Source organism: Desulfuromonas sp. TF, from assembly GCF_000472285.1.
GTDB lineage: Bacteria > Desulfobacterota > Desulfuromonadia > Desulfuromonadales > ATBO01 > ATBO01.
Map to the genome: position 1 here is coordinate 14,258 of NZ_KI421428.1, position 25,796 is coordinate 40,053.

Here is a 25,796-nt window from a genome sequence, read left to right on the forward strand (position 1 = left end):
TTTTCTTGTGCCCTTACCTTTATATTAATTGCAAGAGGTTCCCATGACTCCCATCGATCTGCAGAGTGCACTCGACCGTATCAAAGCCGTAAATCCGGAGAGGATGGCGGAGATCCAGGCTCGCATCGACCGGCAGGCCAAGCCGAAGGGTTCGCTGGGGAGGCTGGAGGAGTTCGCGCGGCGCTATGTGGCCATAACCGGTCGCGAGGAGGTGGGGAAAAAGGTGGTCCTCACCTTTGCCGGCGATCATGGCGTGGTGGAAGAGGGAGTGAGCGCATTCCCGAAAGAGGTCACTCCCCAGATGGTTCTCAACTTCATTGAAGGAGGGGCGGCGATCAACGCTCTCGCCCGCCATGCGGGGGCCGATGTGATCGTGGTCGATATGGGGGTCGATTACGACTTCCAGCCGATGGACGGGCTGCTCCTCAAAAAGGTCGGCAGGGGAACAGCCAATTTTACCCGGGGGCCCGCCATGAGCCGCGAGGACGCCATCCGCTGCCTCGAGACCGGGATCGATCTGGCGGTCTCCTGCCGGGAGGCCGGAGTCGAACTGGTGGCCACCGGCGACATGGGGATCGGCAACACCACACCCTCCTCGGCAATCGCCGCCGTGTTCACCGGTCTTACCGCCGCCCAGGTGACCCATCGGGGGACGGGGATCGATGACGCCACGCTGGCCCACAAGATCCGGGTGATCGAGCAGGGGCTGCAGGTGAACACGCCCGATCCGGGAGATCCGGTGGACGTGCTCGCCAAGGTGGGAGGATTCGAAATCGGCGGGATTGCCGGACTGGTCATCGGCTGTGCCGCCATGGGCATCCCGGTCATCGTGGACGGCTTCATCTCCACCGCCGGGGCCCTGATCGCCTCGGAACTCCATGGCCACGTCCGCGACTACATCTTTGCCGCGCACCAGTCCGTAGAGATCGGCCACCGCCACATGCTCGAGCGAATCGGGCAGCGCCCCATGCTCGATCTGGACATGCGGCTCGGGGAAGGAACCGGCGGCGCCCTGGCCATGGGGCTTGTCGAGGCTTCATTGCGGGCTCTGCGCGAGGTGAAGACGTTCTACGAGGCGGGAGTCGCCAAGGGGAGTGAAAAATGAGACAGGAGTGGGAAGATTTCCGTATCGCCGGCGCCTTTCTCACCGTTCTGCCGGTCGCCCGGGAACTCTCCATGGAGCCGCCGCGGCTGGGCCGGAGCATGGCTTTTTTCCCGGCGGTGGGACTGGTCCTGGGTCTCGCCCTGGTGGTTCTGAACTGGGTTCTGACCCCCCTCATTCCCCGGGCGGTTCTCGACTGCCTCCTGATTCTGATCCTCATCGCTCTCACCGGCGCCCTCCATCTGGACGGCATCGCCGATCTCATCGACGGGCTCGCCGGCGGCAAGGATAAGGCATCTGTTCTCCGCATCATGAAGGACAGCCGGGTCGGAGCCATGGGGGTGGTGGGATTGGTAATGGTCCTGCTTCTCAAATATCTTTCACTCTACAACACTCCGCTGGACATGAAGTCGGGGGCGCTCATCTTCGCACCCGCCGCCGGACGCTGGGTGCAGGTGGTGCTGGCCTCCTTCTGCCGCTATGTCAGAAGCGAGGGAGGGACCGGCAGCGCCTTCGTCGAACATGTAGGGGAGCGTGAAGCCCTCATCGCCACCGGGACGCTGCTGCTGGCCGCCATCGTGCTCTTCGGGATGAAGGGCTTTTTCCTGATTTTTCTTCTGGGATTGGCGGTCATGGCTCTGATCCGCTATTTCGAAATCCGCCTCGGCGGGGTGACGGGGGACGTGCTGGGGGCGTCCACGGAGCTGATCGAAGTGTTTACGCTGTTACTGGTGCTGGCGATCTACTGAGGAGGCTGATGAAAAACGCCCATCTGCTGCGCTGTCCTCATCCTTCGTCAACGACGTACCTTCCAGGTACGCCTTTTTCCGAAGTATTTCGTCCGCCTTGCATCTGGACATTTTTGATCAGCCTGGGACCATTTGTCTAATGCGAGCCGGAAAGGAGTTTATATGACCCGGACCCGGATCTACCTCGTCCGTCACGGCCAGGTGGCCGGACACGATGAAAAACGCTACAACGGCCAGGGCGATGTCCCTCTGACTTCCGAGGGCCATGCCCAGTACGGTCTGCTGCAGCTTCGCCTCAAGAGCAAGAATTTAAAGGCCGTGTACAGCAGCGACCTCTCCCGCTGTGCGGAGGGGGCCCGGATGCTGGCCGTTCCGCACGAGCTGGATCCGGTCTTGCGGAAGGAGTTGCGCGAGCTGCATATCGGCGACTGGGAGGGAAGGACCTGGAAGGAGCTCCAGGCGATCTATCCCGAGGAGTGGCAGGCCCGGCTCGACGACATCGTGCATTACCGGGTTCCCGGAGGCGAGACCCTTCTCGAGATGGCCGAACGGGTGCGCGGGGCGATAGGGGAGATCGTGGCCGCACATCCGGGGGAGGACGTCCTGGTCGTGGGACATGGCGGAGTCAACCGGACCATCCTCCTCGGGGCCATCGGCGCGCCCCTGGACAGGCTCTTTCACATCGAACAGGATTTCGGCTGCCTCAACATCATCGACTGCTACCCCGACGGCATCGCCGTGGTGAAGCTGTTGAATGGGTGAATCCGGGACGAGGGACGCGTGACCAAAACAGCAATTTTGACATCTCTGAGAGATGATTCATGACCTTTTCTCGTCCCGCGCCTTTAATCATCGCTGCTCCCGCCAGCGGCTGCGGCAAGACCACCGTCACCCTGGGGCTGCTCGCGGCCCTGAGGCGCCGGGGCCTTTCCGTGGCCCCGTTCAAGGTCGGTCCGGATTTCATCGATCCCGGCCACCATGCCGCCGTGTGCGGGAGGCCGTCGCGCAATCTGGACGGATGGATGTGCGGCGAAGCTTTTGTCCGGGAGGCCTTTGACCGGGGCCGGGCCGAGGCCGATCTGGCAGTAATCGAAGGAGTGATGGGGCTCTTCGACGGCGCCGCCGGCGACTCCGACGAGGGGAGCACCGCCGAGATTGCCAGCTGCCTGGGGGGCAGGATCCTGCTGGTGGTCGACGCCCGTTCCCAGGCCCGCAGCGCCGCCGCCCTTCTGAAGGGGTTTTGCACCTTCAACCCGAAACTCGAATTTGCCGGGGCGCTCTTCAACCGGGTTGCCAGCGATCGGCACGAACAGCTCCTGCGCGAAGCCGTCGCCTCCGTCCCGGGCCTCCCTCCGGTTCTCGGCTGCCTGCGGCGGGAGGAGGAGCTGACCCTGCAGGAGCGCCACCTGGGACTGGTGACCGCGGGGGAGACGACTCTGGACGAATCCTTCATCGCACGTCTGGCCGATTGGATGGAGAGGCACGTCGATATCGAGCGGCTTCTTGCCGGAAGAAGGGGTCAGGTCTTGACATTTGACAAAGAAGCTCTTGTCAAATGTCAAGACCTGACCCCCAGAGTCCGGATTGCCGTGGCGCGGGACGAGGCTTTCTGCTTCTGCTATCGGGAGAACCTGGAGCTGCTGGAAGCGGCGGGGGCCGAGATCGTTCCCTTTTCACCGCTGGCCGACGCGACCCTGCCGGAGCGGATCGACGGCATCTATCTTCCCGGAGGCTATCCCGAACTGCATGCCGGAAGGCTGGCCAAAAACGGAACTCTGCTGCGCGATCTGCGCGAGGCGGCCGATGCCGGAGTTCCCATCTACGCCGAGTGCGGCGGGTTCATGCTTCTCGCCGGGGCCATCGATGACATGGCAATGGCCGGGATCTTCCCGGGGCATGCGCGGATGCTGAAGAAACGCAAGGCCCTGGGCTACAGGGAGGTGACCTTCACCGCCGATAATCCCTTGGGCCCACAGGGAACGACGGCCCGGGGGCACGAGTTCCACTACTCGGAAATGGATCTCCCCGGCACGGTGCAGACCTGCTACGGCCTGAGCCGGCGGGGCAGCGAGAAACTCGGTGTCGAAGGGTACCGCACCGGCAACGTGCTGGGCTCCTACATCCACCTGCATTTCGGCAGCAACCCGCAGCTGGCGACGAATTTTGTGGCGTTCTGTCAGAAAAGGAGCCTCTTGTGACCTGATCGACAAGGGCCCAGGAAAAAAAATATCGCACACGGATCAATCTGATAACTGCGGATTAAAAAGCAAAATCCGAACGGCTCCAAGTTTAATCCGATTTTATCCGATTGGATCAGATGTTATCCGCGTGCAGATTTTGATCTTTAAGGAGGTTCAAAGTGGCAACGCAGATCGAACTCGCCCGACAGGGCGTCATCACCGAACAGATGGAAGGCGTCGCCGCCGGGGAAGAGGTCGCGGCTGAATACGTGCGGAGGATGGTCGCCGAAGGGAAGATCGTCATCCCCTGGAACCATAACCGCAAGCCTGCCCGCGTCGCCGGCATCGGCAAGGGGCTGCGCACCAAGGTCAACGCCTCTATCGGCACCTCCAGCGACATCGTCGACTACGAGGCCGAGATATGCAAGGCCCGGGCGGCCGAGAAGGCGGGGGCCGACACCCTGATGGAGCTTTCGGTGGGGGGCGACCTCGACCGGGTGCGCCGCGAGGTCATCGGGGCCGTCGATCTGCCGGTGGGGAACGTCCCTCTCTACCAGGCTTTCTGCGAGGCGGCCCGCAAGTACGGGGACCCCAACAAGCTCGATGAGGAGATGCTCTTCGACCTGATCGAAAAGCAGTGCGCCGACGGCATGGCCTTCATGGCGGTGCACTGCGGAATCAATCTCTACACGATCGAGCGGCTGCGGAAGCAGGGCTACCGTTACGGAGGCCTGGTGAGCAAGGGCGGAGTCTCCATGGTCGCCTGGATGCTGGCCAACGGAAGGGAAAACCCCCTCTACGAGAAGTTCGACCGGGTGGTGGAGATCCTCAAGAAGTACGACACCGTCCTCTCCCTCGGCAACGGCCTGCGCGCCGGGGCGATCCACGACAGCTCCGACCGGGCGCAGATCCAGGAGCTGCTCATCAACTGCGAACTGGCCGAACTCGGCCGGGAGATGGGATGCCAGATGCTGGTCGAGGGACCCGGCCATGTTCCCCTCGACGAGATCGAGGGGAACATCCAGCTGCAGAAGCGCATGAGCGGCGGCGCCCCCTACTACATGCTCGGGCCTATCGCCACCGACGTCGCCCCCGGCTATGACCACATCACCGCCGCCATCGGCGCAGCCCAGTCCTCCCGGTACGGAGCCGACCTGATCTGCTACATCACCCCGGCCGAGCACCTGGCCCTGCCCACTGAGCAGGATGTTGTCGAGGGGGTGAAGGCGGCCAAGATCGCCGCCTATATCGGCGACATGAACAAGTATCCCGAAAAAGGGCGCGAGCGGGACAAGCAGATGAGCAAGGCCCGGCGCGACCTCGACTGGTCGAAGCAGTTCGATCTCGCTCTCTTCCCCGAGGATGCCCGGGCCATCCGGGCCAGCCGCACTCCCGAGGACGAGCAGACCTGCACGATGTGCGGCGATTTCTGCGCCTCGCGGGGAGCCGGCAAACTTTTCGCGGGGGACTTGAAGGGGGATAAAATCTGAAAGGCCGTGACGCGTAACGCGTGACGGGTTCAAGATTTTACCTGTCACGCGTCACCGCCACGCATCACGGTATTTAACAATTTCCAGGTGCAGGAAAGGGAGTGGAATTCTCCCGCGGACCCGCCGCTGTAATGGGGGACCGAACTCTCGGCAAGCCCACTGTCCGGACATCGAGCCGAACGGGAAGGGGAGAGTGAGGGACGATCCCGGAGCCAGAAAGCCTGCCTGGAAATTTAATGATTCAACCGCTGAAGGCAAAGGAGGTTGGAGGCTGAGTTTTATTCAGCCCCCGTCTTCCTGCCGGGGGCTTTTTTCGTTCAACTAAGTGATAAGGAGCAGCAGCAATGACGACAGCGATTCTGTTGATGGGACACGGATCCCGCATTCCCGAAGCCAACGACGCTCTCTATGCGATTGCCGAGATGGTCAAAGCCCGGACCGGCTGCGAGATCGTGGAGGTCGCTTTTCGGGAACAGTACGCGCCCAACATTCAAAGCGGGATCGATGCCTGCGTCGTCCGGGGAGCGAGCCGGGTTCTCCTGTACCCTTACTTCCTTTTCGCCGGCGCCCACGTCCTGGAGGACCTGCCGGAGGAGATGGCGCAGGCGAAGGAGCGCTATCCCGGGCTCGAGATGATCCTCGGCCGGCCGCTGGAGGTGCATCCGAAGCTGGGCGAAATCGTCTGTGAGCGGATCTGGGAGTCGCTGTCGTGTGCGGGCTGGGATCTGGCTGCGGCGAAAGCCGTCTGCTGAAGGGAATTGAAATGACCGATAGCGGTGTTATCATTAATCCCTTGGAGATTGAAGCTCGCAGCTTCGAAATCATCGACGGTGAAGCCGGGAAGCACGGGTACGACGCGCTGCAGTGGCCGGTGGTCCGGCGGATCATCCATACAACGGCCGATTTCGACTTCGCCCGCACCACCGTGTTCTCCCCCGAGGCCGTCGAGGCCGGAATCGCTGCTCTGCGGCGTGGGGAGGGGATCCTCTGCGACACCAACATGGTCGCGGCCGGCGTCAACAAGGCGCGGCTTAGCGCATTCGGCAGCGATCTGCGCTGTCACGTGGCCGATCCCGAGGTGGCCGAGACAGCCCGCGCCGGGGGCATCACCCGCTCTATCGTCGCCATGCGCAAGGGGATCGACGAGGGGTGCGGCGTCTTTCTCGTCGGCAACGCTCCCACCGCCCTGTTCGAACTCCTGCGCCAGGTGCGCGAGGGAAGAGCGAACCCCTCCCTCGTCGTCGGGGTGCCAGTCGGCTTTGTCGGGGCGGAGGAGTCCAAGGAGGTCCTGTTGGAAACCGAGCTGCCTTTCATCACCTGCCGGGGGCGCAAGGGGGGGTCGGCGATCGCCGCCGCCATCCTCAACGCCCTGATGATCCTCGCTGGAGAACCGATGAGATGAGATTTTCCGCTCTATTGCCGACGCTTCTGGGGCTGATGCTTCTGTCTCCGCGCCCCGCCCTCGCCATGCACATCTCCGAAGGGATTCTGCCACCGGGCTGGGCGGCGTTCTGGTTCGTTCTCGCCGCTCCCTTCGTTGCCTGGGGGGTGCGCCAGATCACCCGGCGCAAGAATGTTGATCCCGCCTATATCCCCCTCCTGGGAATTTTCGGCGCCGCGGTTTTCGTCTTCAGCTGCTTTCCCATTCCGGTGCCGGTGGCCGGAAGCACCGCCCATCCAGCGGGGACAGGGATGAGCGCCATCTTCCTCGGTCCCTTCGCCAGCGTCGTGGTGGCTTTCATCTCCCTGCTCCTCCAGGCCCTCTTTCTCGCCCACGGCGGACTCACGACCCTGGGGGGGAACACCTTCTCCATGGGGATCATGGGTTCGTTTTCCGGGTATGGCGCCTTCCGGCTGGGCCGGATGCTGCGCCTCAACCTGTTCTGGAGCGGTTTCCTCGCCGGTGTGGCCGCCGATCTGGTCACCTATTTCGGCACCTCTTTCGAGATGGCCCTGGCCCTGCACGGCACCAGGCCGTTTTCATTGGTGCTGGGGCAGATCTACTTGGCCTTCATGCCGACCCAGGTCCCCCTGTCGCTGCTCGAAGGGGTGGTGACCGGGGGTATCATCGTTTACGTGCAGAAACATCGTCCGGATATTCTGCGCAAGCTCAAGGTGATGGGGGTGAAAGAATGAAACGGCTGGTTCTTGCGGGTTTGTTCGGTCTGCTCCTGTGCGCTTCGCCGGCCTTCGCCCAGGAAGAGGAAAAACCCAAGTGGCCCGGGGTGGATGAAACCGTGGTTGAAAAATACGCCAAGGATCTCGGCCGGGAAGCCCGAGACCCCTATATCAACACCGATCAGGGGGACCTGCTCCTCTTCCTCTTTGCCCTGGCGGGAGGGATCGGCGGGTTCATCATGGGCTACTGCTGGCACAAGGTCTTCGTCGCCGGCAAAAAGGATGCGGAGCGGCGGGACTGATGGGGGGAGCGCACCATTTCATCGACGCCCAGGGCGAAAGCCAGCGGCTGCTGGTGGCCCTGGACGGAAGGATCAAGCTGGTGCTGCTGACGGCGGCCCTGATCCTCAATCTGACGGCGGGAGGGGTGCGGACCCCGCTCTTTCTGGCCGCGCTCGCGCTGGTCCTGGTCCGGTTTTCCGGCGTCCGAACCTCCGCCTTTCTCAAACGCATGGCGGTTCCCGCCGTTCTGGCGACGGTCGCCTTCATCACCCAGCTCTTCTGGTTTCAGGAAGGACCGCCGCTGCTTTCATTTCCTCTCCTCTCTTTTGAACTAACGGTCTATCAGGGCGGGGTATGGCGAGGGCTTGAGCTGGCCTCGCGCATTCTCGGCGGGATGGGAGTGCTGCTGTTCTTTTCCCTGACCACCCCCCTTCCTGAGTTGATGCGGGCGGCCCGTTTCTTTCGCTGCCCGCCGGTGCTGGTGGAACTGGCCCTGATCATGTACCGCTATATCTTTCTTCTGCTGGAGGAGGGGGGGCGAATCCGCAATGCTCAAAAAGCACGCCTCGGCTTCGTCGACTTCAAGTCCGGCCTGCGCTCTTCGGGGATTCTGGGAGGCATGCTCGTGCTGCGCACCTACGATCGGGCCGAGCGCAGCTTCGCCGCCATGCGCTGCCGGGGCTATCGCGGCGCACTGACCGCGGTGACGCCGGGCCGGTTGCAGGGGCACGACTGGGCGGCGCTGGCGGTCGGACTGGCTCTGCTGGGGATTTTGTTTGCAATGCGGTAAAAATCTTCATAGGTCCGATGGGACCTATACGACCCATGGGACCTATTCAATGCTCAAAATCGAGAATCTCCACTACACCTACGAAGACGGCACCCAGGCTCTGAACGGCATCGATCTGGAGATTGAACGGGGAGCATTCCTCGCCGTTCTGGGTTCCAACGGCAGCGGCAAGACGACCCTGATCAAGCATCTCAACGGACTGCTCCATCCCACTCTTGGGCGGGTGCTGCTGGACGGCAATCCGATCGAAAGAGTTGAAGACCGTGAAGTTTTCAGCCGCATCGGCATCGTCTTTCAGGACCCCAATGACCAGCTCTTCGCCTCCACGGTTGAGGAGGACGTGGCTTTCGGACCCACCAACATGGGACTGGCGCCGCAGGAGATCAAGGAACGGGTTCACAAGGCCCTGCATCAGGTGGGGATGCAGGATTACGCCCGCAAGGGGATCCACGCCCTCTCCCATGGGCAGAAGAAACGGATCTGCATCGCCGGAATCCTGGCCATGGAGCCCCAGGTCATCATTCTCGACGAGCCGACCGCCGGCCTCGACCCGATGGGGGTGCACAACCTGATGCATCTGCTGGAGGATCTCAACAAGAAGGAGGGGATCACCATGATCATGGCCACTCACGTGGTCGACCTGGTCCCTCTCTTCATGAGCAAGATCGCCATCCTCAGCAAGGGGCAGGTGCTTCGCTGCGGCACCCCGGAGGAGGTGTTCGGGGACCCTGAGGCGATCGAGAAGGCCAAGCTGAACCTCCCCCTGGTGGCCGAACTGATGCATATCCTCAAGACCCGCGATCATGTGAAATTGCACCACATCCCCCTGACCGTCGGCGAAGCGCGCCGGGAGATCCTGCGCCTGCTGTCGGTGCAGGACGTGGTTTCGCGAGTCTGACATGGGCGGCGAACTGCGACATGGCTTTACCACCGGCGCCTGCGCCGCCGCCGCCAGCGCGGGGGCGGCCCTCATGCTCAAGGAGCAGCGGCTCGTCACCGAGGTTGAGATCCCACTGCCGGCGGGTTTCAACGCCCGCTTCACCCTGCACGGACAGACCTTCGACGAGCAGCGGGCCTGCTGCTTCGTGATCAAGGACGCCGGTGACGATCCCGACGTCACCCACGGGGTGGAGGTACACGCTGAGGTGACCTTGAATCTCCCCTCACTCCGACCCTCTCCCACGAGGGGAGAGGGAGATCAGAAATTCCCCCCTCCCTTGAAGGGGGAGAGTGAAACACAAGTCATCATCGAAGGCGGCCGGGGGATCGGCAAGATGACCAAGCCGGGGCTGGCGGTGCCGGTCGGCGAGTGGGCCATCAATCCGGTCCCGCGGCAGATGATCACCGAAGCCGTGCTGGACGTCTTTCCTCCTCACTCCTCACCCCATACTCCTCACGTGACCCTGAGCATTCCGGACGGCGAGGAACGGGCGAAGCGCACCCTCAATGCCCGGCTCGGCATCGTCGGCGGCCTCTCCCTTCTGGGGACGACCGGAGTGGTCCGGCCCATCTCCCACAAGGCCTGGACCGACACCCTGGAGGTGGCACTCGACGTGGCCGTGGCCGCTGGCTGCGAAATCGCCGTGCTCAGTACGGGGCGGACGAGCGAGGTGGCGGCGCAGCAGGAATTCGCTCTGCCGGAGGAGGCGTTCATCATGATGGGAGACCATGTCGGCTACGCCCTGGAGGCCTGCCATCGCAAGGGGGTTCCCCGCGTCCTTCTGGCGGTCCAGTTCGCGAAACTGTTCAAGATCGCCTGCGGTCACCCGCAGACCCACGTCGGATCGTCCCGTCTCGATCTCGACCGGCTGGCTGACTGGGCCCGCATCGACGGCCTTGACGGGGGCCTGACGGAAGATATAGAGTGTGCCAACACGGCCCGGCAGGTGTATGAAAACCTCGGCGGCGACCACCCTCTGATCGGGATCGTGGCCGGTCGGGCCCTCGCCAGACTTCGACAGTGGGCGCCGGGGGCGAACGTAGCCGTTCTTCTGGTCGGATACGATGGCCTTACGCGGAGATTCGGCGACTTTAAGCCGTTTCTTAGAACCGCTCGATGAATAACCTGGACATCTTGCATCTGATCTTGCCCCTTAGCTAGGGAAGGAATGTCATGAAGAAGATCTACGTCATCGGAGCCGGAGTGGAAGGTCAGGAGGGCTTCAGCGGCCGGGCCCTGGAACTGGTCGGCAGGGCTGAAATTCTCTTTGGCGGGGAGCGCCTGCTGGCTCTTTTTCCGGACTTTGCTGGGGAGACGGTGGTGATCGGCAGCAACCTCGGGGAGATCGTGGAACGCTTGAGGAAGAACGAACGCCGCGCGGTGGTTCTCGCCTCCGGCGATCCGCTTTTCTTCGGCGTCGGTCGATACCTGCTGCGCAATCTGCCCGAGGAGGAGTTCGAGTTCGTTCCCAACGTCAGCTCGGTGCAGTACGCCTTTGCCAAGATCAAGGAGCCCTGGGACGACGCGGTCTTCATCTCCGCCCACGGACGCGGCCTCAAGGGGGCGGTGGACCGGATCGTTGCCAACGACAAGGCCGCGGTCCTGACGGACGAGGACAACACCCCGGCCGCCATTGCCGCCGAACTGATCGAGCGGGGGCGGGACGGTTACGCGGCCTGGGTCTGCGAAAACCTGGGGACCGCCGAGGAAAAGATCATCGAGACCGACGTCAAGGGGCTTCTGGAGATCGAGGCGGCCCCCCTCAATGTCCTGATCCTGATCAAGGAGTACGAGGCCGGCGGCGACGAGTACGTTCCGACCCTTGGAATACCCGACGAGGAGTTTTCCACGATCAAGAAGCTGATCACCAAGGAGGAGATCAGGGTGGTGACCCTGGCCAAACTCAAGCTGCGCCACGACATGACCCTCTGGGACCTCGGCGCCGGCTCGGGATCGGTGAGCATCGAGGCCGACCACCTGCTCCCCAACGGACGCATCTTCGCCGTGGAGCGCAACCCGCAGTGCATCGAGTTCATCAAGGAAAACCTCAACAAGTTCAACGCCCGGCACGTCACCCTCATCGAAGGGGAAGCCCCGGCTTGCCTGGAAACCCTCCCGGACCCCGACAGGGTCTTCATCGGAGGCTCCGGGGGCAACCTCTGGGATATCCTCGAGGCGGTGGACGGCCGCCTGCCCGCCGGCGGGCGGGTGGTGCTTAATGCCGTCACCCTGGACACCCTGACCGCCGCCAACGAGTACTTCGACAACGCCGGCTACCAGGTCGAGGTCACCACCATCAACATCGCCCGCACCCGTCCGCTGACCGATTACAAGATGTTCGAGGCCTATAACCCGGTCTACATCATCACCGGTCTCAAGGAATAGCGAAAACCAGGTATCAGGAATCAGGTCTCAGGAATTAGGAAACCTGAATCTGAAACCTGAACCTGAAACCTGAACCTGAAACCTGAACCTGAAACCTGAAACCTGAGCCCTCTTATGTCTTCTCGTCTCTACGCCGTTGGCGTCGGTCCCGGTGACCCGGAACTTCTCACCCTCAAGGGGGCCCGCCTGATCCGCGAGGCGGACGTGGTGGTCACCCCTGTAGGCGACCGTTCCGACGCCTCCATCGCCGCCTCCATCGTCCAGGATCTCGTCGATCCCGTCCGCCAGAAGCTTCTCACCCAAGTCTACCCCATGAAGCGGGACCAGGCGGGTCTGGAGGAGAGCTGGGCCCGGTGCGCCCGGGAAGTGGCGGAACTCGTACGCCGGGGGAAAACGGTGGCTTTCATCACCCTCGGTGATCCTTTTCTCTACAGCACCTTCCTCTATCTCCACCATCAGCTCCGGGAGAACTTCCCCGATGTTCCCGTCGAGGTCGTCTCCGGCGTATCGTCCATTCACGCCGCGGCAGCTCTGGCGGGAGTCCCCCTGGGGCTCTCCGACGAGCGTCTGGCGGTGCTCCCGGCCACCTATGAAGACGAAGAACTGACCCGCACCCTCGAATCCTTCGACACGGTGGTGCTGATGAAGGTCTCCCGCGTTTTCGACAGGGTGCGTTCCCTGCTGAAGGAGTTGGGCGGGCGGCGGGCGGTCTACGTCAAGCGCGCCGGCCTTCCCGGGCAGGCGGTCTTCCACGATCTCGCCGCGGTCGGGGCGGAGGACCTAGATTATTTATCCCTGGTGATCGTGAAAAAAATGAACTGAATTGGAGGGGTAATGCCGCGCATTTTTGACAACATAGATCAAAAACTTCTTCCCGCCCTTCAAGAGACTTTGAAGGTCGCTGACCACGCAGATTTTTGCGTCGGTTATTTCAATCTGCGGGGTTGGAAGGACCTTGACTCGCAAATTGATGAATGGTCGGGGGGGGAGGGGCAGTGCTGTCGTTTGCTGGTCGGAATGCAGCGGCCGCCCCAAGAGGAGCTGAAGAGTCTCTTCTCAGTCATGGGTTCGGATGAAGGGTTGGACAATCAAACCGCTCTGCGTCTGAAAAAGAAACTGGCCGAAGAATTTCGTGACCAGCTCACCTATGGCACCCCGACCAATGAAGATGAAAACGGCTTGCGCTCTCTTGCCCGGCAGATCAGGGAAGGCAAGGTGGTCGTCAAGCTTTTCCTGCGGCATACGCTTCATGCCAAGCTCTATCTTCTCTTCCGCCCCGATCCGATCAATCCCGTTATCGGTTATCTCGGCAGCAGCAATCTCACTTTTTCGGGGCTCTCCGGTCAAGGGGAGCTTAACATCGATGTGCTCGATCATGATGCCGCGCTCAAGCTGGCCAAGTGGTTCGAGGATCGTTGGACTGATCGCTGGTGCCTCGATATTTCCAGTGAGCTGGTGCAGATTATCGAAGAGAGCTGGGCACGGGAAGACATCGTCCCACCCTATCATATTTACCTCAAGATGGCCTATCACCTGGCTCATGAAGCCCGCGAAGGCTTACTCCAGTTCCGCATCCCCCGCGACTTTGGCGCAAGGCTCTTCGAGTTTCAGGAGGCAGCGGTGAAAATTGCCGCTCACCATCTCAACAAGCGCGGCGGGGTTCTGATTGGTGACGTGGTCGGGCTGGGAAAGACGCTGATGGCCACCGCGCTGGTGCGCATATTTGAGGATGACCATGGGCTGGAAACGCTGATCATCTGCCCCAAAAACCTCGTGCCGATGTGGGAGGATTATCGCGAGCAGTATCGGATGCGCGCCAAGATTCTCTCGATCAGCCAGGCAACTAAGGAACTCCCGCACTTGCGTCGCTACCGGCTGGTCCTGATCGACGAAAGCCACAACTTGCGTAATCGTGAAGGAAAGCGCTATCGGGCGATCCAGGAATACATCCAGGAAAACGAGAGCAAGTGTATCTTCCTCTCGGCCACTCCGTACAACAAAACCTACCTCGATCTCTCTAATCAGTTGCGTCTATTCGTCCCCGAAGATAAAGACCTCAATGTTCGCCCTGAGCGTCTTCTGCGCGAGGTCGGCGAGCCGGAGTTTATCCGGTGCCATCAGTGTCCGGTACGATCGTTGGCTGCCTTTGAAAAGAGCGAATACCCCGACGATTGGCGGGAATTGATGCGACTTTTTATGGTGAGGCGCACCCGAAGCTTTATCCAGAATAATTACGCTGAAACCGACTCTGTCACCGGCCGGAAGTATCTGACTTTTCAGGACGGCTCACGCTCCTATTTCCCTTTGCGGCAACCCAGCACAGTCAAATTCAAGCTTGATGACAAGGATGCCGCCGATCAATACGCGCGACTCTTTGCTCCCGACGTGGTGGAGACTATAAATGTCCTGAGCCTGCCACGCTACGGTCTAGGCAACTACATTGCACCCTCGTCGCACGAACCCCCGACACCGGTCGAGGCCAAGCTGCTGCACGATCTTTCGCGGGCGGGAAAGCGGCTGATGGGCTTCTGTCGCACCAACCTCTTCAAGCGGTTGGAGAGTAGCGGCCAGGCATTTATCCTGTCGCTGGAACGGCATGTCCTGCGCAACTATGTGTTTATCCACGCCATCGAAAACGGTCTGCCTTTGCCCCTCGGCACTCTCGATGCCGGTTCTCTCGACACTGCGGTTTATGATGAAGACAACGATGACGTTTGCGTAACCGGGGAGCTGTTCGAGGACGACGACTCCGAAGCCTGCACCATTAAGCAACCATTTGCTCCCCGCACCGATGCCGAGTTTCGCCAGCGCGCCGCCGAGATCTATGGCGAGTATGCCGAGCACTACAAAAAGCGCTTCAAGTGGCTACGACCTTCGTTATTCGTCAAAACCCTGGCCAAGGATCTGGCCAACGATGCAACTGCCCTTTTGCTGGTGCTGAGTAAATGCGGGCTCTGGGACCCCGCTCGCGACGCCAAACTCGACGCCTTGCTGCAACTATTGGCGGACCGGCATGGCAGCGAAAAGGTCCTGATCTTCACCCAGTTTGCCGATACCGTCCACTACCTTGAGCGCGAACTCAGAGCGCGAGGCGTGTCGAGCGTTGCCGGGGCCAGCGGTACAACGGTCGATCCTTCGCTGCTCGCCTGGCGGTTCAGTCCGGTGAGCAATCACAAGCGAGATCGAATCTCCTCCCGGGAAGAGTTGCGCGTGCTTATCGCCACCGACGTGCTAAGCGAGGGGCAAAATCTCCAGGACTGTTCGGTGATCGTCAACTATGATCTCCCCTGGGCCATCATTCGCCTGATTCAGCGGGCGGGCCGTGTAGATCGTATTGGGCAGAAATCGGAAACCATCCTCTGCTATTCCTTTCTCCCGGCCGACGGCGTCGAACGCATCATCAAGCTGCGGTCCCGCGTCCGTCAGCGCCTCGAAGAAAACGCCGAAGTTGTCGGTACGGATGAAACCTTCTTTGAGGGAGATGGAGTAGACAAGACGGTCATCGATCTTTATCACGAGAAATCCGGCATTCTCGATGGCGAGGCCGACACCGAGGTCGATCTCTCCTCCTACGCCTGGCAAATCTGGAAGAACGCTATCACGGCCGACCCCTCGCTGCAGAAGATCGTTCCCGATTTGCCCGCTGTCGTCTATTCAACCAAGCAAACGAGTGCGGTCCAGAAGATATCTTCATCGCCGGAAGCTACCGACGGAGTTCTCGTCTACCTGCGCACGGCCGAAGGGAACGATTCCCTGGCATGGATCGATCCCCAGGGGCAAAGCGTCACCGAATCGCAGTTCGCCATTCTCAAGATGGCCGAGTGCTCCCCTGAAACCCCGGCTCAACCCCGGCAGGAGAACCACCACCAGCTGGTACAAAGGGGGGTTGAACAGATCGTGGCCGAGGAGAAGAGTGTCGGCGGTCAGCTTGGAAGGCCGTCAGGGGCACGGTTTCGCACCTACGAACGGCTGAAGCGATACGCAGAAGAGGTGAAGGGGACCCTGTTCGATACGCCGGGGCTGCACAAAACCATCGACGAAATCTATCGCTATCCGCTGCGGCAGAATGCCACGGACACCCTGAACCGGCAGTTGCGCAGTGGCATCGCCAATCAGGCCCTGGCCGAGTTGGCCATGGCCCTGCGCGAGGAAGACCGGCTCTGCATCGTGCATGAAGAAGAGCAGAGCTTTGAGCCGCGCATTATCTGCTCGCTGGGCCTGGTGCGAGGGGAGGCATAGGGATGGGGGAAGTCATTAAAATAGGGCAGCTCGATATTCAGCGGACCCGGGACCTGCTGCAGCGTTTCGATTTTCCGACACTCTTCATCGAGGAGCTCGGCTGGTCCCAGCCGGCCAGTCGGCAACCGATAACGCTCAATGTTGACGGGGCGAGTTTCACCGCCCGGCAGATTGCCCAACTCTCCGGGGTGGTGGTATTCGAAATAGCTGCCGCCGATGGCCGGATGCCCCAGGCCAAGACCCGTGCCGCCCTGCATAAAGAGATAGCCCGGCATCATCACGAAAACCTGCTGATCTTCGTTGACCAGGAGCGCACCAACAGTCTCTGGTACTGGGTCAAGCGGGAAGGGAACAAAAACTTTCCCCGCGAGCATCTCTACATCAAGGGGCAACCCGGCGATCTTTTTCTCAGCAAGCTTGGCGCGATGGTTGTCGATATTTCCGAACTCGACGCCAGTGGCGCCCTGCCGGTTACCGAGGTCGCTTCGCGGCTGAAAAAGGCCCTCGATGTCGAGCGGGTGACCAAGAAGTTCTATCGGGAGTTCCAAGAGCAGCATCTTGCCTTCATAGACCTGATCGAAGGGATCGCCGACGACCGGCAGCGCCGCTGGTATGCCTCGATCCTGCTCAACCGGCTGATGTTCATCTACTTCCTGCAAAAGAAGGGCTTCGTCGATCACGGCAATCTCGACTACCTGCAAGCCAGGCTCGCCCACAGCCGGCAGGTCTTCGGCCCGGATCGTTACTACCGCGCCTTCCTCTGGCCGCTCTTCTTCGAGGGATTCGCCAAGCCCGAGCAGGAGCGCAGCCCGGAGATTCGCCAACTTCTCGGCAATATCAAGTACCTCAATGGCGGCCTCTTCCTCCCGCATGCCGTCGAGCTGAAAAATCCCGATATCCGCATTTCGGACAAGGCTTTTGCCAACCTCCTTGGTCTCTTCGAACGATACTCGTGGAATCTCAACGACACTCCGGCCGGCAAGGACGACGAGATCAATCCCGATGTCCTCGGCTATATTTTCGAGAAGTACATCAATCAGAAAGCATTCGGCGCCTACTACACCCGGCCGGAGATTACCGAATATCTTTGCGAGCGTACCATCTATAAGCTGGTCCTCGATAAGATTAATTCTCCCGGTGTCCCCGGTGTTCTGGCGGCGCGGGAATACGACTCGATGGCCGAGCTGTTGCTGGACCTGGATGCGGAACTCTGCCGCGAACTCCTCCATAGAGTCCTGCCGGAACTGAGCCTGCTTGACCCGGCTTGCGGTTCGGGAGCGTTTCTGGTTGCGGCGATGAAGACGCTGATCAACCTCTATGCCGCAATCATCGGCAAGATCGAGTTCCTGAACGATCGGAACCTGACCGAATGGCTGCGCAAGGAAAAAGCCAGCCACAAGTCGATCAACTACTTCATCAAAAAGCGCATCATCACCGACAACCTCTATGGCGTCGATATCATGGAGGAAGCGACCGAGATCGCCAAGTTGCGGCTCTTCCTCGCTCTGGTTGCGGCGGCGCAGTCTATCGACGAACTCGAACCCCTCCCCAACATCGATTTCAACATCCTTGCCGGCAACTCGCTGATCGGCCTGCTGCACGTCGATCCGGCCAAGTTCGACACCCTCACCGCCGGGACGGGGAGTAAGCCCGGCGCGAAATCGGCCGAACCCATGGTCGCGGAGCCGGGTGGTTTCGACTTTGGCACAACCTCGGCCGCGTCCCGCAAGGATCTGCAAAGGGAGTTGCTGAATCAGCGAACCGCGGAAAAGTTCACCCGCCTGCTCGAAGAGAAGAACCGCCTCATCGACACCTTCCGCCACACCGCCGGTTATGTCGAAGACCTGCGCGCCATGCGCGATGCCATCGATGGGAAAAAACGGGAGGCGCTGGTAACCCTCAACAAACTATTGCTGGACGAGTTTGTCGCCTTGGATATCAAATTCGAGGAGGCGACCTGGGACCCGGCCAAAAACAAGGTAGGAAAGCCGAAGAAGCGGGCCTTGACGATTGCCGATATCGAAGCGCTCCACCCCTTTCACTGGGGTTACGAGTTCGACGAGATTCTCAATCGGCGCGGCGGCTTCGACGCCATCATCACCAACCCGCCGTGGGAGATTTTCAAGCCGCAGGCCAAAGAGTTCCTTGCCGAGCATTCCGATCTGGTCACCAAGAACAAGATGACCATCAAGGAGTTCGAAAAAGAACAGGCCAAGCTGATGAAGGATGCCGACATCCTAGCCGCCTGGATCGAATACCAGAGCCGTTTCCCCCATGTCAGCCTCTACTATCGCGGCTCCCGGCAGTACAAGAACCAGATTTCGATCGTCAATGGCAAGAAGGCCGGATCTGACATCAACCTCTACAAGCTCTTTACCGAGCAATGTTTTAATCTGCTGCGTCCCGGCGGGGAGTGCGGCATCGTCATCCCCAGCGGCATCTATACCGATCTCGGCACCAAACAGTTGCGCGAGATGCTCTTTGCCGAAACCGGGATCACCGGGCTCTTCTGTTTCGAGAACCGCAAAGAGATTTTCGAAGGGGTCGACAGTCGCTTCAAATTCGTCGTGCTGACCTTCGTAAAGGGGGGCGGAACCGTCAGCTTCCCGACGGCCTTCATGCGCCATGAGGTGGCGGAGCTCGAGCGGTTTCCGAAGGGGGGGGCGCTTGAAATTTCGGTGGCGTTGATCAAGCGGTTGTCGCCGGAAAGCCTTGGAATAATAGAATTTGAGAGTGAAAATGATCTGGCGATTGCGCGCAAGTCTGGATCTTTTCCCTTGTTGGGGGTGCATCTTGAAAAGGCTTGGAACGTGTCCCTCCAAAGTGAATTTCACATGACAAATGACAGTTATCTATTCCACGCAGAGTTTGAAAAGGGCATGATGCCGCTTTACGAGGGGAAAAACATTCATCAATATAATCACGAGTTCGAAAAGCCGCGATACTGGGTTTGGGAAAAGGAAGCGCGCAAAGCTGTTTTAGGCCGGTCAGCAGACATTGGGCAGCGACTCGATTACCAGGATTACCGACTTGGTTGCAGGAAGATTGCCAGGAATACTGATGAACGGACTCTTATCTCTACAATTATTCCTCCAAACTTCCATGCTGAAAACTTCCAATCAGTCCATTCTTTTTCAAATGGTAGCAAACGATTCCTCTCCCACAAAAATATGCTTTACCTGTGTGCCGTTTGGAACAGTTTTACACTGGACTATCAACTTCGATTACGAGTAACCGCGAATGTGAACTTTTTCTACATCTATCAACTCCCCGTCCCCCGCCTGACGGAAAAAGACCCGGCCTTCCGCCCCATCGTCGAACGCGCCGCCCATCTGATCTGCACCACGCCGGAATTCGACGATCTTGCCAGGGAGGCCGGCATCGGCAGCCACAAGCAAGGCGTCACCGACCCGGTCGAGCGCGCCCGCCTGCGGGCCGAGCTGGACGGCCTCGTCGCCCACCTCTACGGCCTGACCGAAGCCGAATTCGCCTACATCCTCACCACCTTCCCCCTGGTCAAGGACCCGGTGAAGATCGCCGCGCAGAATGCCTATCGCGATGTCGAGAGAGGGCTGATCCAATGACCCAGACCATGCGTCTGCAGAGTGTTCGCCTCCGCAATTTCAAGGCCATTATCGACAGCAAGGTGGTCAAACTCGGCCCGCTCACTGTCTTTATCGGCAACAACGGCGCCGGCAAGTCGAGCCTGATCGAAGGGCTGGAAACCTACCAGAGTATCGTCCGCGACGGGTTGGACGTGGCCATGCAACGCTGGATGGGGATCGAGCATGCCCGCCACAAGGGGCAGGAGGCCAAGGAACGCGCCGGGAAACTGGTCAACCCCATTGCCTTCGACCTGGCGATTGGAGAGAGCCCGCGCAAGGCGCGTAAGGTCGAACTGGAGGCGAACAACGATCCGGCTGCGAACCGGATGTTCATCGGCAAGGAGATGATTGGTCAGGCTGGAGATTTTATTGATCGCAATCTCAAAGATATTGCACAGACCTATGGCCCCGGCCGCTCGATTCTCTCTGCCCCCTTGGCGGAATTCGATGATTTGGCCCGCCATATCAACGGCTGGCAATTTCTGACTCTGAGCCCTGAGCGGATGGGACTGCCGGTACCGCAGCAACGCACCGGCGGTGGAGTGCGACTGGCGCGGGACGGGTCGAACATCGCCGACTTCCTACTGGACCTGCGCCGCCTGGACCAGCTTGCCTTCGAGGGCATCGTCGAGACGATGGCCTACGTCCTCCCCTATGCGCGCGACCTGCAACCGGCAGTGACCTCCGAGATCGAGCGCAAGGCGTGGCTGCAGCTGACCGAAGCCGATTTCAAAGTGCCTGGCTGGATGCTCTCCACAGGTACTTTGCGACTGCTGGCCCTTCTCGCCTTGTTGCGCCACCCCAGCCCGCCGCCGCTCATTGCAGTGGAAGAGATTGAGAACGGCCTCGACCCGCGCAGTATTCATCTGGTCATCGACGAGATCCGCACCGCGGTTCAATCCGGACGAACACAAGTTGTTTTGACCACTCATTCGCCCTATTTTCTCAATCTTCTGCCCTTGCAGACGATTGTGCTGGTGGAGCGCAACGAAAGTGGCAGCCCGACTTTCTGGCGACCGGCCGACATTGAGGAGGTGCAGGAATGGGGGAAACGGTTTGCGCCGGGTGAGCTTTATACGACGGGCAGATTCAAGAAGGGGTAGGGATGAAAATTGGTTTCATAGTGGAATGCGGGCCGAAAGGGGCTGAGACGCAAGTCCTCCCTTTGCTGGCGGCATTGATCCGGCCGGAAATTATTCCGGATATCATTCCGTTAGACCGAAAACCGTTGCTCAAGGAACAGTGCGGACGCTATGCTGCGGAACTTTTGGCAAGGGGCTGTGAAAAGGTCCTGATTGTCTGGGACCTGCTCCCGGACTGGGGGGAATACGAGGGCATCGGTTGTCTGCACGCTGATCGGGAAGAAATTTTTCAGTCGCTTCAGCATGCCGGCCTCAGACGGGATGACCCGCGAATTGCGGTTGTTTGTATCCATAAAATGCTGGAGGCGTGGTTGCGTGCCGATGATCGGGCACTGGCAAGGGTGTTGTCGACGGATGCCCATCCCGTGAAAATTCCACGGGTGAAAACCTGTCAGTCGATACGGGACCCCAAAGCGGCTCTCGATTCTCTCTTCAGACAATCACCCAAATTTCGGCAATACACAGACTACGTCCATGCCGTCTTGATTGCGCGAAAAATTACCGACTTGACTCGCCTGAACCGAGTTCCCTGTTTCAACCGGTTTCGCGAGGCAATCGAAGCATAGGGATAATTAGCCTGAGTATGACAGAGTCAAAATTCAATAACTCTCCTCCCGTTCTCTTTGTCGGCGCCGGTCCTGGCGACCCGGAGCTGATCACCATTAAAGGTCTCAAGGCGCTGCAGGCGGCCGATGTGGTGGTCTACGCCGGTTCCCTGGTGAACCCCGCCCTTCTTTCCGAACTCAAGCCCGGCGCCGTGGCTCACGACAGCGCACCCCTCACGCTGGAGGAAGTTATCGCGATCATGAGCAGGGCGGTGGCCGCCGGCATGCGCGTGGTCCGGCTGCATACCGGCGACCCTTCGGTCTACGGGGCCATCCAGGAGCAGATGGAGGCCCTAGACGCCCTCGGCATCTCCTATGCAGTCATCCCCGGCGTAACCGCCGCCTTTGCCGCCGCGGCCGGCCTCAGGCAGGAGCTGACCCTTCCCGAGGTTTCCCAGACGGTGATCCTCACCCGGGTCGAGGGGCGCACGCCGGTTCCTGAGAAGGAGCAGCTGCGGCGCATCGCCGCCCTCGGCGCCACCGTCTGCCTCTATCTCTCGGTCTCCATGATGGAGAAGGTGGTGGAAGAGCTCCTGGCCGGCGGCTCCTATACTCCGTCCACACCGGCGGCGGTTGTGAGCCGGGCCAGCTGGGAGGACGAGCGGATTGTCGAGGGGACCCTGGCGGACATCGCCGGAAAGGTGTCCGCCGCCGGAATCAGCCGGCAGGCGCTCATCATCGTCGGCGAGGTGCTCAAGGCCCGGAGTGAGGGAGTGGCGGAGAAGTCGAAGCTGTACGACAGGAATTTCGAGCACGGGTACAGGGGGCGCGGGTGAACCTCGCCATCATCGCCATAACTTCGGGAGGTGCCCGCCTCGGGACAGGGCTCCGGGAAAGACTGGATGGAGCGGACCTGTTCGTTCCCGCGAAACATGCCGGGGAGGCCGGTGAGGGCGCCATCGTCTTTTCGGTGGAACTGAAGGAGCTGGTCCGGCAGCTCTGGCCCGATTGCCGGGGATTCGTCTTCATCATGGCGACCGGAATCGTGGTGCGGATCCTGGCCCCTCACCTGCGGGGGAAGGACCTCGACCCGGCGGTGGTGGTCATGGACGAGGCGGGCGCCTTTGCCGTCAGCCTCCTTTCGGGACATCTAGGCGGAGCCAACGAGCTGGCACGGAAGCTGGCCGAAGCCAGCGGCGGACAGGCGGTCATCACCACCGCCACCGATGTCAACGGACTCCCCGCCTGGGACGAAGTGGCCCGCCGGGAGGGGCTGCGGATCGAGCCCGTGAAGAACATCCGCCGCCTCAACAGCCTGCTCCTTCAGGGGGAAAGGATTGTCCTGGTCGATCGGCGCCGGCGCATTTCCCGTCATTTCGCCTCGGTTCCGGGAGTGGTTACCGTGGCCAACTTCGCCGCGGCCCAGCAGGTAGGAGCCGCGGGAAAAGTTTTCGTCACCCACCGGCACATCCCGCACCTGGAGGCGCAGGACGATCTGCTGGTGCTGCGTCCCCGGGACCTCGTGGTGGGGATCGGCTGCAACCGTGGAACCCCGGCCGAGGAGATCGAAGAGGTGGTGGAGAGGGAGCTGCGCAGAGCCTTTCTCTCTCCGCACAGCATCGCCTGCCTCGCCACCATCGACGTGAAGGCCGACGAAGAGGGGCTGAATCTCTTCGCAAAAAACCGCGGCATTCCCGTCGAGCACTACTCGGCCGAGGCGCTCAACAGCGTCAGCGCCCCCGCGGAGCCCTCTCCTCACGCTCTTGCGGCGGTGGGGGCGAAGGGGGTCTGCGAGCCCGCCGCCCTTCTCTCCGCGGGGAGTGACACCCTGCTGATCAAGAAGAAAATATGCGGCAACGTCACCGTGGCGGTGGCTGAAAAGATCTAAACCGTCATTGGTCACTTGTCATTGGTTCAAGGCCTTTACAGATGACGAATGACAAAGGACAAAGGACAGATTTATGGGAAAACTCTACGTCGTCGGCATCGGGCCCGGCGGCGCCGAACATATGACCCCCGCCGCCTGCACCGCCATCGGAAAGGCGCAGACGGTGGTGGGCTACAAGACCTATCTCGACCTTATCCCGGGGCTGCTGGACGGCAAGGAAGTCCGCTCCTCGGGGATGATGAAGGAAGTCGAGCGCTGCCGAGCGGCACTGGCCGAAGCCGCCGCCGGTAAGACGGTGGCCCTCGTCTCCTCGGGGGATGCCGGGATCTACGGCATGGCGGGGTTGGCTCTGGAATTGGGGGAGGAGTCCTGCGTCGACATCGAGATCGTCCCCGGGGTGTCGGCGGTGCAGGCGGCCGCCGCCCGCCTGGGGGCGCCCCTGATGCACGACTTCGCCGTCGTCTCTCTCTCAGACCTGCTGACCCCCTGGCCGTTGATCCGCCGTCGCCTCACCGCCGCCGCCTCCGCGGATTTCGTGGTCGCCCTCTACAACCCCAGAAGCAAGGGGCGCACGACGCAGATCGGCGAGGCTCGGGAGACCCTTTTGCGGCACCGCTCCCCGGCAACCCCGGTGGGCATAGTGCGCAACGCCTGCCGCGATGGGGAGGAGGTGACGGTGACGGACCTCGGCGCCCTGCTCGATCACTCCATCGACATGCTCAGCATCGTCATCGTCGGCAACTCGCAGTCGCGGCTCGACGCGGCGGGGCGGATCGTTACTCCGCGCGGATATGCGGTTCAGGGACGAGGGACGCGGGACGAGGGACGCGGAAATCAGGGCAAGGACGTTCTCGTTTCGCCTCCGGCGTCCCGCGTCCCGGACGCGGCGAGAGCCCTCTTCGTTGGCGGGACGGGGAGCGATGTCGGTAAAAGTGTCCTGGCGGCGGGACTGTGCCGCATTCTGAAACGCCGCGGCTTTTCCGTCGCCCCCTTCAAAGCCCAGAACATGGCCCTCAACTCCGCCGTAACGCCCGAAGGCGGGGAGATCGGCCGGGCCCAGGCCCTGCAGGCGGCGGCCTGCGGGCTGACGCCCCACACCGACATGAATCCCGTACTGCTCAAGCCCAATTCCGACACCGGCAGCCAGGTGATCCTCCGGGGACGCCCGGTGGGTAACATGACCGTGTCCGAATACCATGCCTTCAAGCCCGAAGCGTTCCGCACGGTGGAGGAGTCCTTCCGCCGGCTCGCCGCCGCCTACGATGTCGTGGTCATGGAGGGAGCGGGAAGCATCGCCGAAATCAACCTCAAGGCCCACGACATCACCAACCTGCGGGCCGCCGCCCTGGCCGCCGCGCCGGTGCTGCTGGTGGCCGACATCGACCGCGGCGGAGTCTTCGCCGCCATCGTCGGCACCCTGGAGCTGCTCGAACCGGCCGAGCGGGAGCGGATCGCCGGGGTGGTGATCAACAAGTTCCGGGGGGATCCGGACCTGCTGCGCCCGGGGATCGAGGCGGTGGAGGCCCGCACCGGAGTGCCGGTGCTGGGGGTGGTCCCCTGGCTCGATCTGCGGCTCCCCGAAGAGGACTCGGTGCCCCTCTCCCGCAAGGGGACCGGGTCACGGAAAAACGCCGTGCTCATCGGGGTGGTGCGCCTTCCCCGGATCTCCAACTACACCGATTTCGACCCCCTGGAGCAGGACCCGGGAGCGGAGCTGATCTATCTGGACGACCCCGGGCAGGTGGCCGGGTGCGATCTGCTGATCCTCCCCGGAACCAAGAGCACCCTCTCCGACATGGAGTTCCTGCGCGCCCGGGGGTTCTTCGCCGCCATCCGCGAACACCACGAGGCCGGGGGATGCGTCGTGGGGATCTGCGGCGGCTACCAGATGCTCGGAGGACGGGTCGCCGACCCCCTGGGGGTGGAGTCTTCCCCCAGCGAAGCCGAGGGCCTGGGGCTGCTGGATATCGCCACGGTGATGACCCCGGACAAGCAGACCCATCAGGCCGAAGGAATTCCCTTGCCGGCGGCCGGGGAGACCCCCCTGGGGGGGCTGGAGAAGGTGGCAGGCTACGAGATCCACATGGGGGAGACCGTTCTCGGCCCGGCGGCGCGGCCCCTGCTGCGCCTGACTATCCGCTCGGGAAACCGCGTCGATCTGGAGGATGGGGCGGTTTCCCCGGACGGCCGAATATGGGGCACCTATCTGCACGGGCTCTTCGACGATCCGTCCGTCCGCCGCGCGCTCGTGGACGATCTGCGCCGCCGGCGCGGACTGCCGCCGGCCCCGCCAGCCTCGGCCTCCACCCTGGAGGAAGAGTTGGATCGGCTGGCCGACCAT

General features: G+C 61.4%; 21 protein-coding genes and 1 riboswitch. All 21 genes read left to right on the forward strand.

What is annotated here, in order from left to right:
• Positions 1 to 43 precede the first annotated feature (43 nt).
• The gene (cobT, locus tag DTF_RS0119515; protein WP_027716680.1) at positions 44 to 1,105 is read left to right on the forward strand and encodes a nicotinate-nucleotide--dimethylbenzimidazole phosphoribosyltransferase; all 1,062 of its coding nucleotides are present in this window, start codon (positions 44 to 46) and stop codon (positions 1,103 to 1,105) included.
• A complete protein-coding gene (cobS, locus tag DTF_RS0119520; protein WP_027716681.1) occupies positions 1,102 to 1,851 on the forward strand; it encodes an adenosylcobinamide-GDP ribazoletransferase in 750 nt (249 codons plus the stop codon). The genes cobT and cobS overlap by 4 nt, the downstream gene beginning before the upstream one ends.
• 162 nt (positions 1,852 to 2,013) lie before the next feature.
• Positions 2,014 to 2,613: an alpha-ribazole phosphatase gene (gene cobC / locus DTF_RS0119525; protein WP_027716682.1), complete on the forward strand. Its 600-nt coding sequence runs from the start codon at positions 2,014 to 2,016 to the stop codon at positions 2,611 to 2,613.
• A gap of 59 nt (positions 2,614 to 2,672) precedes the next feature.
• Positions 2,673 to 4,049 (forward strand): cobyrinate a,c-diamide synthase, encoded by a 1,377-nt coding sequence (locus DTF_RS0119530; RefSeq protein ID WP_027716683.1) that lies wholly within the window; start codon positions 2,673 to 2,675, stop codon positions 4,047 to 4,049.
• Positions 4,050 to 4,210: 161 nt separating this feature from the next.
• Positions 4,211 to 5,521 carry a 5-hydroxybenzimidazole synthase BzaF gene (locus DTF_RS0119535; RefSeq protein ID WP_027716684.1) on the forward strand — a complete coding sequence of 437 codons (1,311 nt, stop codon included), beginning with the start codon at positions 4,211 to 4,213 and terminating at the stop codon, positions 5,519 to 5,521.
• A gap of 68 nt (positions 5,522 to 5,589) precedes the next feature.
• Positions 5,590 to 5,765: riboswitch (cobalamin riboswitch) on the forward strand.
• Positions 5,766 to 5,865: 100 nt separating this feature from the next.
• Positions 5,866 to 6,273, forward strand: coding sequence for a sirohydrochlorin chelatase (locus tag DTF_RS0119540; RefSeq protein WP_027716685.1), 408 nt, complete (start codon positions 5,866 to 5,868; stop codon positions 6,271 to 6,273).
• Between the two features lie 11 nt (positions 6,274 to 6,284).
• Complete coding sequence (locus DTF_RS0119545; protein WP_027716686.1) at positions 6,285 to 6,923, forward strand: precorrin-8X methylmutase; 639 nt, start codon at positions 6,285 to 6,287, stop codon at positions 6,921 to 6,923.
• Complete coding sequence (locus DTF_RS0119550) at positions 6,920 to 7,657, forward strand: energy-coupling factor ABC transporter permease (protein ID WP_051361498.1); 738 nt, start codon at positions 6,920 to 6,922, stop codon at positions 7,655 to 7,657. Before DTF_RS0119545 ends, DTF_RS0119550 begins: the two co-directional genes overlap by 4 nt.
• On the forward strand, positions 7,654 to 7,941 hold the full coding sequence (locus DTF_RS27470; protein WP_035058341.1) for a hypothetical protein: 288 nt from the start codon (positions 7,654 to 7,656) through the stop codon (positions 7,939 to 7,941). The genes DTF_RS0119550 and DTF_RS27470 overlap by 4 nt, the downstream gene beginning before the upstream one ends.
• Positions 7,941 to 8,711, forward strand: a complete 771-nt coding sequence (gene cbiQ / locus DTF_RS0119560) for a cobalt ECF transporter T component CbiQ (protein WP_027716688.1) — start codon at positions 7,941 to 7,943, stop codon at positions 8,709 to 8,711. The genes DTF_RS27470 and cbiQ overlap by 1 nt, the downstream gene beginning before the upstream one ends.
• 49 nt (positions 8,712 to 8,760) lie before the next feature.
• Positions 8,761 to 9,609, forward strand: coding sequence for an energy-coupling factor ABC transporter ATP-binding protein (locus DTF_RS0119565; RefSeq protein ID WP_027716689.1), 849 nt, complete (start codon positions 8,761 to 8,763; stop codon positions 9,607 to 9,609).
• A gap of 1 nt (position 9,610) precedes the next feature.
• Positions 9,611 to 10,771 carry a cobalt-precorrin-5B (C(1))-methyltransferase CbiD gene (gene cbiD, locus DTF_RS24695; protein WP_051361499.1) on the forward strand — a complete coding sequence of 387 codons (1,161 nt, stop codon included), beginning with the start codon at positions 9,611 to 9,613 and terminating at the stop codon, positions 10,769 to 10,771.
• A gap of 53 nt (positions 10,772 to 10,824) precedes the next feature.
• The gene (locus DTF_RS0119575) at positions 10,825 to 12,036 is read left to right on the forward strand and encodes a bifunctional cobalt-precorrin-7 (C(5))-methyltransferase/cobalt-precorrin-6B (C(15))-methyltransferase (RefSeq protein ID WP_027716690.1); all 1,212 of its coding nucleotides are present in this window, start codon (positions 10,825 to 10,827) and stop codon (positions 12,034 to 12,036) included.
• Between the two features lie 114 nt (positions 12,037 to 12,150).
• Positions 12,151 to 12,858, forward strand: coding sequence for a precorrin-2 C(20)-methyltransferase (gene cobI, locus DTF_RS0119580; protein ID WP_027716691.1), 708 nt, complete (start codon positions 12,151 to 12,153; stop codon positions 12,856 to 12,858).
• A 12-nt stretch (positions 12,859 to 12,870) separates the two neighbouring features.
• Entirely contained in the window at positions 12,871 to 16,275 is a 3,405-nt protein-coding gene (locus DTF_RS0119585) for a helicase-related protein (protein ID WP_027716692.1), read from the forward strand.
• A gap of 2 nt (positions 16,276 to 16,277) precedes the next feature.
• Positions 16,278 to 19,859, forward strand: a complete 3,582-nt coding sequence (locus DTF_RS24700; RefSeq protein ID WP_035058344.1) for a DNA methyltransferase — start codon at positions 16,278 to 16,280, stop codon at positions 19,857 to 19,859.
• On the forward strand, positions 19,856 to 20,983 hold the full coding sequence (locus DTF_RS0119595; RefSeq protein ID WP_027716693.1) for an AAA family ATPase: 1,128 nt from the start codon (positions 19,856 to 19,858) through the stop codon (positions 20,981 to 20,983). The genes DTF_RS24700 and DTF_RS0119595 overlap by 4 nt, the downstream gene beginning before the upstream one ends.
• A 2-nt stretch (positions 20,984 to 20,985) precedes the next feature.
• Positions 20,986 to 21,588, forward strand: a complete 603-nt coding sequence (locus DTF_RS0119600; RefSeq protein WP_027716694.1) for a DUF4276 family protein — start codon at positions 20,986 to 20,988, stop codon at positions 21,586 to 21,588.
• Between the two features lie 17 nt (positions 21,589 to 21,605).
• Positions 21,606 to 22,403, forward strand: a complete 798-nt coding sequence (cobM, locus tag DTF_RS0119605) for a precorrin-4 C(11)-methyltransferase (protein WP_027716695.1) — start codon at positions 21,606 to 21,608, stop codon at positions 22,401 to 22,403.
• Positions 22,400 to 23,455, forward strand: coding sequence for a cobalt-precorrin 5A hydrolase (locus DTF_RS0119610; protein ID WP_027716696.1), 1,056 nt, complete (start codon positions 22,400 to 22,402; stop codon positions 23,453 to 23,455). The genes cobM and DTF_RS0119610 overlap by 4 nt, the downstream gene beginning before the upstream one ends.
• 73 nt (positions 23,456 to 23,528) lie before the next feature.
• Positions 23,529 to 25,796: cobyric acid synthase (locus DTF_RS0119615; RefSeq protein WP_027716697.1), on the forward strand; the 2,268-nt coding region annotated here is incomplete at its 3' end.